Genomic DNA, 13601 nt, shown 5'->3' with positions numbered 1-13601 from the left:
GGCAACAGATCGCGGCCTGCGGCAGCGCCTGCACATGTTCAGATCAATCGCGAATCAGCCGCCACGCCTCGTCAACAGGCAGCGGCTGTTTCATCCGCTCGGCCAGCATCGCCATCGCCCGCTCTTCATCGCAGGCGATGGCGGCGGTCACCACACCGTTCTTGCCGAACAGGCCGATAAACGGTGGGTGGTACGGATCGCCCTTGAACTCGACCTCGTCCCACGTTTCGGCGTGACCGAGGTAGTCGTAGTTCTTGCCGAAGTGCCAGGTCCAGAAGTACGGCACATCCAGGTAATGCTCGTCACCGCCCAGCATATTTGCCGCCGCGATCCGTGCGTGCTGTTGTGCCAGGCGCCAATGCTCGATTCGTTGCGGCTGGCCGTTGAGCGGGAAGGTCACGATATCACCGGCCGCCCACACCCCTTCGACCACGCGCATACCGCCATCGACCTTAAGGGAATGATCTTTTTCCTTGGGCAGCTCCTTGAACGGTCCGGTTGCCGGGCTGACGCCAATACCGACCAATACCAAATCCGCCGGCAAACGCTGACCGTTTTTCAGTTTCACCGCTTCAACCTTGTCTGTGCCCTCAATCTGCGCGGCTTCGCTGTCGGTGTGAAACACCACGCCGTGGGCCACATGGCGGGCAAGAATGGCTTTGCCGACCGTTGCGCCGAACTGTTTGGCGAAGGGCACCTCGTGACGGGCCAGCACGGTGACGTCCAGGCCGTATTCGCGTAGCGCCGACGCGGACTCCATCGCGATAAAGCTGTCACCGATAATCACGGCCCGTTGGCCTGGCTGGGCCGCGGCCAGAATTTTTTGTGCCTGGTCTTTCGAGCGCAGCAAAAACACCTGCGGCAGGGCGGCGCCCGGTAAATCCAGAGATTTGGGTGTGCCGCCCGTGGCGATCAGCGCAGCGTCATAGGTCAATGTCTGGCCATCCTTGAGCTGCACGGTTCGGGCCTTGGCATCCAGGCTCGCCACTTCACCGTTTATGCGATCAATGCGCTGCTCGCGATAAAAGTTTTCATCACGCAGCGGCGGGACTTCCTCTGGCGGCATCTCCCCGGCGATCACGAATTTACTCAACACGGTACGGTCGTAACCGGCCTCGGGTTCGCGGTCGATCAGCAGCACGCGGCCACCGAAACCCTTTTCGCGCAGCGCCGCTGCCCCCGCCGTGCCTGCGGCGCCGGCGCCGATAATCACAAACGTACGTTCATCATCGGCGGGTGGGGTGTGAGCATCCGGAAGCGGGTTTTCGTCGACCCAGACTTCATCATCGCGCACTTCCAGGGGATAGCGCTTGAGGCTGTCCAGCGACGGTGGTTCACACAACGCGCCGTCCTCGATCCGGTACGCTGCCTTGTGCCATGGGCAAATCAGGCGCCCATGACACAGCGCCCCTTCGGCCAGCGGCGCCCCGGCGTGGGGGCATTCGCCCTGATAGGCGCGCAATTCATCGCCACTGCGCAGCAAGACGATTTTGGTGTCCCCAATCCGGACTTCCAGGCCTCGGTTATCGGGAACATCGGCAAAACGGGCAACGCGGTGCAGTGCCATGATCGTTCTCCAGGCAGGCGTTTCACTTAAGAGTCTGGCGCCTATCCCGTGGTTCAGCCAATTCCCACTGCCACCGCACGAACGGTTTGGCTATAGTTTGCACGCCGACCACGGCCCCACCCGCACAAGGTGCTCCGGTATGACCCGATTGACCTCTCTGAACCCTTGGCTGGCGGCCGTTGCCGTCGCACTTTGCGTGCAGTTTCCGGCGCAGGCCCAGGAACGCTTCACCGTCAGCATTCCCGGCGTTTCGGACAATCGCCTGTTCACCTCGGCGGCGGCCAGCGATGCGCCCGGTTGCGGCGGCAAGAACCAGTCCCCGGCCCTGAGCTGGACTGCGCCCCCGACGGGCACGCTGAGCTACGCCATCGTCATGCACGACCCGGACGGTCAGAAAGGCCTGGGTGTCGATCACTGGATTCACTACGGCATCAAACCCTCGACCCGTCAGATTGCACCCGGTGTCGGCGCCAAATCCGCCCTCGAAGGCGTGAGTGGCAGCAACAGCAAAGGCACCACCGGCTACATCGGCCCTTGTCCGCCGGTCGGCGACAGCTCCCACCACTACATCATCCAGCTCTACGCGCTCGACCTTGCACCGGACGCCTTGCCCGCTGGCCTGACCCGCGCGCAATTGCTGGAAAAAATCAAAGGCCATGTGCTGAAAAACAGCAGCGTGGTGCGGCGTTATCACCGCTGAAGATTTTTACAGCGGGTTTAACCCGAACCGATCGGGCTGTCCGTCTCAGAGGATGAATGGATCAATTTCCTCCTGAGGTCAGCCCCCATGTCCCTCCCTCTGCATGTCCTCCGCCCGGCCGCCCAGGGTTTCACCGCCGGGTTGCTGCTGGCCGTTGCCGGTTGCGGTGTTTCGTCCAAGCCTGAATCCGCTGCGGTTCCGGTTTCGCCTCCGGCGCAAAGTACGTTGGTGCGCAATGAGGCGGTCATGGCCGATGCGACCATGACCAAACGCAGCCTGCGTCCGGCCCCCATGGCGGGGTTTGCGCCTGAATCTTCGCCGCCGGGTTATCAGGATGAGCAGCGTGAGCACTATCAAGCGCTGGCGGATAACCCGATTCACAGCGTCGCCGAAGCGCCGTTCTCCACCTTCAGCGCCGACGTCGACACAGGCGCCTACGCCAACGTTCGCCGCCTGCTCAATCAAGGTCGCCTGCCACCCGAAGGCGCGTTGCGGCTGGAGGAGCTGGTCAATTACTTCCCCTACGATTACGCCTTGCCCACCGACGGATCGCCGTTCGGCGTGACCACTGAGCTGGCGCCGTCCCCGTGGAACCCGCACACCCGCTTGCTGCGCATCGGCATCAAGGCGTCGGACCGTGCGGTGGCGGAACTGGCCCCGGCGAACCTGGTGTTTTTGGTGGACGTGTCCGGTTCGATGGATCGGCGCGAGGGCTTGCCGCTGGTCAAGAGCACACTGAAATTGCTGGTCGATCAGTTGCGCGAGCAGGATCGGGTTTCGCTGGTGGTTTACGCCGGCGATTCGCGTGTGGTGCTCGAGCCAACTTCTGGACGGGAAAAAGCGAAAATTCGTACAGCCATTGATCAATTGACTGCGGGCGGTTCCACCGCCGGGGCGTCGGGCATCGAGCTCGCCTATCAAATGGCGCAGCAAGCGTTCATCCCCAAAGGCATCAACCGCATCCTGCTGGCCACCGACGGCGATTTCAATGTCGGCATCAGCGACTTCGACAGCCTCAAGCAAATGGCTGTGGACAAACGCAAGACCGGCGTTTCCCTGACCACCCTGGGTTTTGGTGTGGATAACTACAATGAACACCTGATGGAACAACTGGCCGACGCCGGCGACGGCAACTACGCCTACATCGACAACCTGCGCGAGGCACGCAAAGTGCTGGTGGATCAGCTCGGCTCGACCCTCGCGGTGGTGGCGAAAAACGTGAAGCTGCAAGTGGAGTTCAACCCGGCGCAGGTCAGCGAGTACCGGTTGTTGGGCTATGAGAATCGCGCGCTGAAGCGTGAGGATTTCAGCAACGACAAGGTTGATGCCGGTGAAATCGGCGCAGGGCACACGGTCACGGCGTTGTACGAAATTGTGCCGAAGGGCGAGAAGGGCTGGTTGGAGCCGTTGCGGTATGGCAAGTCCGAGTCGGTTGTTTCGGGGAGTGCCGGGGAACTGGCGATGCTGCGTGTGCGCTATCAGTTGCCCGAAGGTAGGAATAGTCGCTTGATCGAGCGGCCGATTGCGGGGGGGACGGAAGGCAAGGCCAGTGACGACCTGCGATTTGCGGCGGCCGTGGCAGCGTTTTCCCAGCAGCTCAAGGACGGCCGTTACACCGGTGATTTCAGCCTGAAGGACACCGAAGCCTTGGCTCGCGGGGCGCGAGGCGAAGACCGATTCGGTCTGCGCGCAGAGTTCGTTCAACTGGTGGAACTGGCGCAGAGCCTGCGAACCACCACAGCTTCCAACAGTGAGCCGCTTAAAGGAGGCTACAACTGACATGTCTGCTCCCGAATCGAGCGACGAATCACTGCTGGCCCGCTATCGCTCGGGCGACGGGCCTGCGTTCGAGATTCTGTACGCCCGTCACCGGCAAGGCCTTTATCGATTCCTCCTCGGCCTCAGCGGCAAGTCCGAACTGGCCGAAGAGGTTTACCAGGAAACCTGGCTAAGCCTGATCCGCAGCACCAGTCAGCCACAAGGTCGGGCGAATTTTCGTACATGGCTTTACCAGATCGCCCGCAATCGCCTGATCGATCACTGGCGCAAACACGGAATCCACAACCCCTTGCACGACAGCTATGACGAACAGACCCACGCCCTGGCCGATGACACCGCCGATCCCGAACAACTGCTGAGCCTGAGCCGCGATACCCAGCGCCTCGAAGTCGCCCTGCACACCTTGCCCACCGACCAGCGCGAAGTATTCCTGCTGCGCGCCCACGGCGATCTCGACCTGCCGCAGATCGCCACCCTCACCGAAACACCGCTGGAGACCGTCAAAAGCCGCTTGCGCTACGCCCAGCAAAAACTGCGTCGGCTGCTGGCCGAGGAGGTACTGACATGACTGACGCCCGCAAACCACCGGAAGACGAAGTGCTTCAACATTTCCGCGAGCATTCGACCGGCGCACCACCGGCCCATCTCGATGCCTTCATCCTGTCCGCCGCACAGCGTGAAGTCCCTGCGCCGAAACCGAACCGGTGGCAACGCCGGGTTCAGGCGTGCCAGAAACCCCGTTGGCAGGTCGCATTTGCCAGCCTTGTCGGTGTCGCGCTGATGCTGGCGCTGGTGCAGCGAACTCCAGAACAGCCCGCGAGTTACGACTTCGCACCCAAAGCGTCCGCACCGGTCGCCAAAAAAGAGGCCGCACAGGCACCGTCCTCGGTTGCGCGCTCGCTGGCGACCCCAGCGCCAGCCGCACCGATGGCCGGTTTTGCCGCCCCTGCACAGAGCGAATCGTTCAACGCCGAAGTGGCCGATGAAGCAAAAGTCAGCAAACGCGCCGCCGCCCCGGTGAAAAGCCTGGATGAGCAATTGCTTGAAGTCCTGCGCCTACAAAGTGCCGGTCAGACACTCGCGGCGGATGAATTGTTGGCGACATTGCACAAGCGCTTTCCCCAGGAAAATCTCGCGGCACGACTCAAGGAATTGAAGAAAAACTGAGGGGAGCGATGCTCCGCGATTTGGCATCAACACCCGAAAGCGCGCACTATCGGCCTATAGCCGATGCGTTGGAGGATGCCGTGGCAAAAAAAATCGACCGCATCGCCCAAATGCTCAGCTGCCCGGAAAAGGGCGAGGAACTGCGGCGAGCAGTGACGGAGAGTCGTAAGGAGTTTCTTCTGGCCAAGCAGGCAGAGGAGGCTCTGGAGGAGGACGTCCTTGATGAAGAAGAGTTTGAGGACGACGAAGACGATGATTACGACGAGTTCGACTGGACGACTGAGTGACCTTCTCTGGTGAAATGATCTCCCCGTAGGAGCGAGCTTGCTCGCGATGTTCTTCCAGACAACGCGGGCATTCAGGCTGCTTGCGTCATCGTAAACGCCCATCGTCGGAACGCCGCCCGGAGCCGGCTCGCTCCTACAGAAAAAGCCCCACATCCCAGTGATTTTGGGCTTGTTTAAAAGGGCTTTGGTTTACTTCTAGCAAGCTACAAACTCTTGCGCCATTACCTACGGCTACGCCAGAATCCGCCGGCTTGTGCGCTTTGGGACCGGTCTGTAATTTGACTCGCGTCACTGGTTTTCAGTGATCGGGTTTAGCAGCCCGCCGTGGTTAGTGAAGTGCATAGCATCCTCTTCAGTCAGGTTATTAACCTGCACATTATGGTGGCTGTGCGTGGGGCGCCCCCGGGCGCGCCGGTTTGCTAACTTCCCGGTCTGCTAACCCGCGCACAGCCGCCACCCATCGTTTAGCAGCGACGTGTGAACGGCTCCACTTCTGGAGTTAGTCAAATGTCCAAAATAGTCCCCGACCCACCAGCATCCGAACCACAGCAACCTGAACGCAAAGGCTCGCTCTTCACCGTCAGCCCCAACATCAATACCGAAACCCTGCTCGCCAACGCCTCGGAAGACCTGCTGTCAATCAGCGCCATCGCCGCCGACCTTGCCGACGGTGTGGACGGTTCACGCCGCTCCAAAGCCCTGGCACTCAGCCGCATGGCCGATGGCGTGCATTTGTTGGTGGAACGAGCGCTGGATCACTTGGATGAGCCAGAGATGGCGGCGATCTTCACCAAGCAGCAGAACCAAACCGCTGACGCTTAGGCGCCGGCCACAAAAAATGGGCACTGGATAATTGTGGGAGCGGGCCGGCTCTGGGCGGTGCTCCGACGATGGTCTTAAACGATAACGCGGGCTGCCTGAATGCCCGCGTTATTTTGATCAAATTATTTATTGATCCGTATCTGCCCAAGCTGGATCCACGAGCAGAGCGACACGATCTCGCAGACTATTGGTTCACCAAAGTGTTCGGCGCCATTCTTGGCGTCTGCCGCAGTTAAAACATTAAGCGGAACAGGACAGTTGAAAGATGAGCTCAGGACTATCGAAGGTCTTTCCAATCATGCTTTCAAGACCACTTACCTGCTCTGGTGATAGCTCGTATTCATAAATGGCATCTTCCGGCTCAAGCCATGCCATCAGCTCTGCCAATGTCGCAAATTGGTCAGCAGGGATTTCAATGCTGAAAACCAATTGCTCGGTTTTCTTGTCGAACGCAAGAATTTCATATTGCATTTTTTCGGGCTCCTCTCAAATTACTTTGGCGTGGTCCGGGCTGTCTCGGCGTTCAGCTGACTCAGACCGGGCGCCCTGACCGCCTCCAGCGGCGACCTGTTCTGGCGTGCTGTTAGGGGCCCAACTGGTTAGCTAGGCTTCTAGCCCAATGAATAGATCCAGGTCGTTGGGTAACTGCTCATTAATCGCGGTCGCAATCCGCTGAGATTGGTCGCCTGTAAGCAGCCATTCGCCGTCCGGGCTTTCTGCAAGGCTTTGCCACCCCAGCACTTCCAGTACCGCTGGCTCAAACTGCGACAGTACGTCTAGTTCATATTTCAGCGAAGTATCATCACTGTCGCCCGATAAAAAACCTGTGATGCATAGGTGCATGATTTTCCCCTGAATTACTTTGGAGTTGTTCTGCCTGGCTCGGCGCCCTTGGTCCGCTCTCCTGTGTCAGGGTTGAACTCTCCCAGATGCTTTCCTTGTTTGTCGTACAACTCAACCCGGCCATTCTCGTAGTCCCACTCATAAATGCGTCCCTTGCGATCCTTCCAGCGTTTGCGTTTCTGCCCGCCACCTTTGACTGAGCTCTTGGAAGGGCTGAGCACCGCATCTGGAAAAGCCGTTAGTCCTTTGGGGGCTGGGTGATAGTTGTGGTCGCCCCCAATAGGCCGAGCAAACACCACGTACAGCGACTTCAGCCCCGCGTCCGCTGGAAACACCAGAATACAGTCGTCAGTGGTGATGTCCTCACCGGGGAGGCCTTCGAGCTGACTGTCTGTGTTGTCCGGAATCGGGTGGACAAGGATGGTGCCAAGCTGTTCGCCGCTGCTGTCGGGGTAGATCAGCGGGGGCATCTGTCCCAGTGGCCCGCGCTGGGGCGTCCACAAGATAGTGATGCCATTGAGCTTGGCTTCCAAGGCAGTTTTATCGGCATTCCACGTGGCTTGCACCGTGCGTACCGTATCGTCGCCGGATGCGGTGGTGTGGATGCCGTAGACCTGAAATACCCCCTCGGTGTCTCGACGAAACTGAAATCGCACACGGGTGGGCGCGTGGGTCATGCTGCGCAACTGATTATCGGAATGGAGGGTGCCGTCGCCCATCTGAGTGGGGAGCATGCCGAGTATGAAAACACTGGCAGGCCCGCCAGCACCGCGAATCGTCCAGTTAAGACGCTGCTGCAGTATGCCGCCGCCGGCCATGCGGCCTAGTGCCAGATCGGCACCGAGTGCCGTCGCTACGGCGGTGCTGGCAGACGGAAAAAGCATGGCGCCCGCGACCATTATCTTGCCAAAGTTCGAGGCGGGCTCCGGAGCGGTGCCGGCGTCGGTGCGACACCAGTTACCGGGGATGCAGGATTTGGAAAAGACCTGATCGTCGCGAGGCTTGACCTGTGGCCATGGATCTTTTGGGGGGATATAGACCGGTTCAGGCGCTGGCGCTGATCTAACCATGAAGCCACTGCCTGAGCTGGCAAAGCGCTCCTTTACCAACAGCAAATCACCCTTGCGGACGGCCTCGATAATTTCGCTGTCGCTGCTGATGCGGGAATGGCTCCCAAAATGAGTGAGTCCGCCAATGCAATGGCGACCACGGGCCAGCGCGTCTTTAACCAATCGGGCGGCATTGGCGGGGCTTTCGGTCTGCTCGAGGCCTTTGTCGACATTCCTATCAAACGCATGGCGTTCCCTTCGGTTTAGTCCTCGGGGAGGCATTCTGGCGAGCATGAAGCGCGCCGGGCAAAAAACAGTTTTGCGGGATTTGTCTGAATCGGAGGAGGGGGAGTAGCGCCCCTGACTGCAACACCCACAAAAAAGCCCCAGACCCTAAGGCCTGAGGCTTTCTCGTTTCTATCTATGGTGCCCAGGCGTCGTTTGAACTGGAGGCTGTGATGCCCGGCTTATAAGGGGGCGGCTGGTGGTGTTTTGGTTAGGCATACACGTGGGCATACACGGAGGCGTTTACTGGGTATGTCGGACGGTGTGCGCTTGGTCATCCATGGGGTGCTCTAATTACCCACCTGCAAGCTCTTTTCGATGGGGTGACCTTGTCGAATCAAGGACAAATTAATGGATCGCCCCTTCCGTGCTGATGCCATTCGCGTGAAGCCCTCTTGATTTGACACTCTTTCTCCATCCATCGCCACGATCATATCGCCGGGTAGAACGTCAGCTTTGTAAGCCGGACTGTCATCGACGATATTAATGACTACTACGCCTTGATTCGTTTGTAATTGCTGACGCTCGGCGTCGTTCAGGTTGCGAACGAATGCGCCAATTCGGAACCGACCTTTCACAAAGTAAATTGCGCCGTAATCAGATCGATTGACGGTGACGGGGATATACGTCGTGTTGCTCCCGTAGGTCGTGGTTGTGGCGTTACCGTAGGCCGAAACCGGTCCACCTGGCCCGTACGCGGTGGCATTAGCGGTGGTGTACGAAGTGTTTGTCGTTGGCGTCGTGAATGGCACGCTTGAGGTAACCGATCCCGTGTATTGCGGTACAAAAACTAGAACCAAATCTGCTCCGACGGCCTGCCCCTGCTCGATTGCGTCATCATCTGAGACGCTTTCACCGCTGTTGAAACTCGATTCACCAATAATCAAATAACCGCGCTTTGCATACCCTGCCAGGAGCTGATCTGTGTTTCCAAATGCTGATCGTTCAACAGCGGGTGTCTGCGGCGCGGCTGATGCGCGAGTGGACGCGATAGCTTCCGGGGTTGCGCCAGGAGTGGGGGTATAGAATTCTTTGTAGCCACTGGCACACCCCGCGATGCTGAGCGATGCACTTATCGCCACCAGCACATGCATGAACTTCTTTTTCATACGTCCCTTCCCTTGGCCTGAAAGCGTTGCGCTATTTGCAAGGGAGTATGGCGTAACGCCGCTACAAGACCTAGTTCTACAGACGAGCTTTCTACCCGTGAGTGTTGGGGGTGGGTTCGATGCGTGAAGAGCACCAGTTCAAATTGCTGACGGGTCAGGAAATCAGCGGGGACCCTGAGGTTTTCCTAGTAACACGGGGTCGGAAACCCGCGGGATCTGGTTAGCAGCAGGCGCCCCAGCTTACTGAAATTTCAGCGTTGAAATTGAAAGGGTCTTGAAGAAAAAAGGGCATCGTTACTGTATCGGTAAAGGTAGCCTGAGACCGGCTGTTTTCTAGGGCAAATGCACAGGTGAACAGCAGTTCACCAGGTTCACCAGTTCACTAAGCTGGGCACCTTTCCGCTAACAAGATCGGGCGGGTTTCCGACCCCGTACCCACCGAATACCTCCAGGGTCCCCGGCGGTTTTTGGCGCCCCGCCGTGATTCGTCACCCTGTTCGCCACTGGCAGGTGGCACTTCAGAAACGCCCAGCCACTTGCCAGCCCCAGCGTTCGTAAAGATCGATGGCGACATCAGCACCGGCCATCGTGTATTAGTGCCTCGGTAGGTGAATCTCCGCAGACGGTACCTCCAAGCGTCCTAGCGTTCGGCGACCCAGCGTTCGAATCTGCATTAGTCGATAACACGCCAGTGTTGCTTTCGCTGGAGGTGCTAGCACCTATGGGGTGTGGGGGGCTCGAAAAGACGTGTTACAGGTGTTACGGGTGTTGCGATTGATGCTAACTAGTTGATTTTATTAGGTTTTACTTGTGTTACACATCGTTCATCTTTCACGTGCGCGTGGTGTTACAAGCCAAATAGGTGTTACAGCAGCGTTTACAAACTTGAGTAAACCGTAGGCCATAATCGGCCAAAAACAGCCAGTTGGATATGCCTAGGAAACTAGAGGCGATTCACACCGACTCGCCGTCGATTCGCACTATGGCCTTCCCGGTGTCATTGTACGGAATGCTCACCTCGACCACCTTCCCCGTTTCCGTTGTGACTTTGATCACCAGCCGGTGAGGTGGTGCGGCGAAGTCGTCGGTGAACAGGACGTGTACAGCCTCCTTGCACGAATCTCCTTTCGCTATTGGCCAATACGCCGATCCATCTACTGCTGGCAAATACACCTCAATGTTGGACATTCCACTTTTCCTAGTTGCGTTCAATAAACGAGCTCACCACTCACGAAACTGCACCACCATGCCATAGCGTCACGATTGTTTTAACTCCAGGACCTAGTGCACACCGTCGAGGTGTGCAATATCCGAAGCTATCCCACCGCGGAAGTCGTAAGGCCTTGTCCCAGCTGGAGCTTTACGTTTCTGATAGCTTATTGGGTGCCATTTTGCCAGTATTGGAGCTTTGACAGTTAGCAAACCTATCACAAGGACGTACGATGAGAAATTATCGGGTCGAATATCTCGCAATTATCGAAACAAAAGAGGACTTTTGCAGCACGGTGGAAGCATTTAACTCCTTGTTACAAGCCTACGGAAGCATCAAAGCGTCGGCTGATAATATCAGCTACTCTGGTTCGGCTTTTGATTACAGCGTGCAGAGAGGAGTTGTCGCTGAAGGGGCGCAAGTGTATTTTCACATGAGATTCAATTGCTCCAAAAAGGAGAACCTGCCAGATTACAAAAAGTTCCTTAAGTTAGTACGTACGATTCTGCAAAAAGTGTGTATTAAAATGCCGGAGGTTCTCTGGGATGACTTAAGCGGAGAACTTTGCTCTAAGGCGTACCCGATAATTTACGAACTTGAAAACATGATGCGCAAACTCATCACGAAGTTCATGCTGATAAGCATCGGGATTTCATGGGTAAGCAGTGCAGTTCCAAAGGAAGTTTCTGATTCGGTAAAAGTTAAAAAGAGCGCAACTCAGGGGTATCTTTATGACGCCGACTTCATACAGCTATCAAACTTTCTTTTCAAAAAATACTCAACCGCAAACTCTGACAAACTACTTTTAAGGCTTGCCAAAGCGAAAAATATACAGGATATAGATCTTTCTGAGTTGAAGGAGATGATCCCTCAATCTAATTGGGAGCGATATTTTTTGCCAATTGTTGACTGCAATAGTGAGTACTTGGATGTTCGCTGGAAGAAAATATATGATCTTCGGTGTGTTATTGCGCACAACAACTTTCTTACCCAGGAGGAGTTCGATGAAATAATAAAGCTTTCAGCGGAAGTTAAGGACAAACTTACAGCGGCGATTGATAACCTTGATAAAATTCATGTTTCTGATGAACAGAAAGAAGAGGTCGCTGAAAGTGTTGTAGGGAGCTTTAGTGTATTTTATGGAGAGTTTTTGTCCTCTTGGAACGGTCTTGTTGAAGACTTATATACCCTCTTAAAATCAAAAGGGCTTGAGATACGATCGGCAGGAAAAACAGCGAGGCCAGGGCCTGCCATGTGTGCTCGCATGCTCCTTGGTGCAGGATTAATTGATAAAGATATTTTTGAGGCCTTCGAGGACCTTTTAAAGTTCAGGAATGCTCTCGTCCATAATCAGCTGAAAGTAGAGTCTCATGAGTATATCGAGCAATATGTAACATTTACTGAGGAATTACGTGAAGTTATAAATGTTATCCTTGGTCGTCAGTGACTGGTGGGAACTTGCAAGTTTATACCAGGCGTCTATCTGGGCGTAAGCGAACTGGAAAGCGGACGTTCAATTCAAAGCTACTTTCGGCCATAAGCAGCGTTTCAAACTATCTGCCGAAGCGTAGGCGATTCACTAGGAGCTGCCATGAAAGAAAGTTGGATATTGACCGGAATTGGTGCAGCCATTGGGGTTGGTGTTGTAGTTGCAGTAGCGGTGCTTTGGACTTATGGCTACTACCTGGGCCCGGTATCTCGGAGTTCAACAGACTGGGGTAGCTTTGGTTCAGTTATGAGCGGTGCTTTCACCTTGTTGAGCTCGTTTGCAACTATTGGAACGCTGCTTTTCCTCTATCTTCAACAGTTAAAAAGTGAACAACGACAGGTCGCACAGGACGCTGGCAATCTTATTAAGCAGCAGAAACACGACGATGTCGTAGATAAGCAATTAGCAGCCCTAACCTTCGAGCAATACCTTAATCATCGGAAGGTATTTATTGAAAGACTAAATGAGCAATCGGTTTTTTTTAGAGGTGATATTAGCTTCGCTGATCCTGATAGGGTCTATACAGCGATGTTTGCTAAAAACAGCCCAAGCCATTGCGAATACAAAGTGGAAGTTGGTAAGCCGGAAAATGCAAGGGCTTATGACCTTACTGATTGCCTAGCTATTTACGCATCAATTAGCGAATTGCTAGAAAATTATCGAGATATGGAAAAACACCTAATCTTTGTCCAAAAAATTGTGCATTTACAGGGTTGCCTTGGCATAACATATACTGGTGCAGCTAGAGAAGGAGATATTTTCTTCCTCAATATGAATGCTGGGCTTAATATCTACGACATTCCTAAAACACTATTGCGAATAGAGCGCGTGCTAAATTCGATACTGTTTTACACCGGAAATGAAAGTGTCGCTCAGATACACCATAAAGGGCAAAGCTCACTAATCCGTGACGGGCTTTATAAAACATTAATGGAGTATTATCGAGCAAAAGGAGCGGTAGTAATAAGACATCAGATAGAAGCCCTTCCATCCCTTCACAACATTTATGAGCTAAGTCAAACGCACATCATAGTAACCGAGAGAGTTCTTGAGGAAACCTTCTCAACGTTGGCTGAGGTTTTTGGTAGCCATGAAGAGATCGAGAAGCTAAAAGACTTTCATTACTCCGATAGGTTGACAGATATTATCCTCTATGAAATTAGAAGTGCTAAAGACCATTATAGTGATGACCCAGCAGCAATGGATATCTTGAGTAGAGCTGATAGCTACCTTTGGACCGCAATGGAGCACCTAGGAGTAGTCAAGTAGCTTACACGGTCGCCCATGCGATTTT

At 55.3% G+C, this 13601-nt stretch carries 14 protein-coding genes; 8 read left to right on the top strand and 6 right to left on the bottom strand.

What is annotated here, in order from left to right:
* Positions 1-43: 43 nt before the first annotated feature.
* Complete coding sequence (locus ACM6I5_RS05575) at positions 44-1567, bottom strand: FAD-dependent oxidoreductase (RefSeq protein ID WP_414883355.1); 1524 nt, start codon at positions 1565-1567, stop codon at positions 44-46.
* Positions 1568-1706: 139 nt separating this feature from the next.
* On the opposite strand from ACM6I5_RS05575, the gene ACM6I5_RS05570 reads away from it, so the two are divergent.
* The 6 genes from ACM6I5_RS05570 (at position 1707) to ACM6I5_RS05545 (ending at position 6322) form a co-directional block, all read left to right on the top strand.
* Positions 1707-2267 carry a YbhB/YbcL family Raf kinase inhibitor-like protein gene (locus ACM6I5_RS05570; RefSeq protein WP_414879203.1) on the top strand — a complete coding sequence of 187 codons (561 nt, stop codon included), beginning with the start codon at positions 1707-1709 and terminating at the stop codon, positions 2265-2267.
* A gap of 87 nt (positions 2268-2354) precedes the next feature.
* On the top strand, positions 2355-4046 hold the full coding sequence (locus ACM6I5_RS05565) for a vWA domain-containing protein (RefSeq protein ID WP_414883354.1): 1692 nt from the start codon (positions 2355-2357) through the stop codon (positions 4044-4046).
* Between the two features lies 1 nt (position 4047).
* Positions 4048-4614 (top strand): RNA polymerase sigma factor, encoded by a 567-nt coding sequence (locus ACM6I5_RS05560; RefSeq protein ID WP_414883353.1) that lies wholly within the window; start codon positions 4048-4050, stop codon positions 4612-4614.
* Positions 4611-5213 (top strand): hypothetical protein, encoded by a 603-nt coding sequence (locus tag ACM6I5_RS05555; RefSeq protein WP_414883352.1) that lies wholly within the window; start codon positions 4611-4613, stop codon positions 5211-5213. Before ACM6I5_RS05560 ends, ACM6I5_RS05555 begins: the two co-directional genes overlap by 4 nt.
* 20 nt (positions 5214-5233) lie before the next feature.
* Positions 5234-5500, top strand: coding sequence for a hypothetical protein (locus ACM6I5_RS05550; RefSeq protein ID WP_414883373.1), 267 nt, complete (start codon positions 5234-5236; stop codon positions 5498-5500).
* A 507-nt stretch (positions 5501-6007) separates the two neighbouring features.
* Positions 6008-6322, top strand: coding sequence for a DUF6124 family protein (locus ACM6I5_RS05545; RefSeq protein WP_414883351.1), 315 nt, complete (start codon positions 6008-6010; stop codon positions 6320-6322).
* A gap of 240 nt (positions 6323-6562) precedes the next feature.
* Here ACM6I5_RS05545 and ACM6I5_RS05540 read toward each other — a convergent pair whose 3' ends face one another.
* From ACM6I5_RS05540 to ACM6I5_RS05520, 5 genes are all read right to left on the bottom strand, one after another.
* Complete coding sequence (locus ACM6I5_RS05540; protein ID WP_414883350.1) at positions 6563-6793, bottom strand: hypothetical protein; 231 nt, start codon at positions 6791-6793, stop codon at positions 6563-6565.
* 132 nt (positions 6794-6925) lie between these two features.
* Complete coding sequence (locus ACM6I5_RS05535; RefSeq protein ID WP_414883349.1) at positions 6926-7165, bottom strand: pyocin S6 family toxin immunity protein; 240 nt, start codon at positions 7163-7165, stop codon at positions 6926-6928.
* Positions 7166-7179: 14 nt separating this feature from the next.
* Positions 7180-8508, bottom strand: a complete 1329-nt coding sequence (locus tag ACM6I5_RS05530; protein ID WP_414883348.1) for an S-type pyocin domain-containing protein — start codon at positions 8506-8508, stop codon at positions 7180-7182.
* Between the two features lie 281 nt (positions 8509-8789).
* Positions 8790-9608 carry a PDZ domain-containing protein gene (locus ACM6I5_RS05525; RefSeq protein WP_414883347.1) on the bottom strand — a complete coding sequence of 273 codons (819 nt, stop codon included), beginning with the start codon at positions 9606-9608 and terminating at the stop codon, positions 8790-8792.
* A 954-nt stretch (positions 9609-10562) separates the two neighbouring features.
* Positions 10563-10796, bottom strand: a complete 234-nt coding sequence (locus ACM6I5_RS05520) for a hypothetical protein (protein ID WP_414883346.1) — start codon at positions 10794-10796, stop codon at positions 10563-10565.
* Positions 10797-11050: 254 nt separating this feature from the next.
* Between ACM6I5_RS05520 and ACM6I5_RS05515 the strand changes: the two genes are divergently transcribed.
* Both ACM6I5_RS05515 and ACM6I5_RS05510 read left to right on the top strand, forming a co-directional pair.
* Complete coding sequence (locus ACM6I5_RS05515) at positions 11051-12265, top strand: hypothetical protein (protein WP_414883345.1); 1215 nt, start codon at positions 11051-11053, stop codon at positions 12263-12265.
* 144 nt (positions 12266-12409) lie between these two features.
* Positions 12410-13576, top strand: a complete 1167-nt coding sequence (locus tag ACM6I5_RS05510) for a hypothetical protein (RefSeq protein ID WP_414883344.1) — start codon at positions 12410-12412, stop codon at positions 13574-13576.
* The last annotated feature ends 25 nt before the right edge of the window (positions 13577-13601 follow it).

The organism is Pseudomonas sp. IT-P171 (assembly GCF_949767765.1).
Taxonomy (GTDB): domain Bacteria; phylum Pseudomonadota; class Gammaproteobacteria; order Pseudomonadales; family Pseudomonadaceae; genus Aquipseudomonas; species Aquipseudomonas fluorescens_B.
Note: the sequence above shows the minus strand (reverse complement) of the source record. Positions and strands in the feature narration are given on the sequence as shown.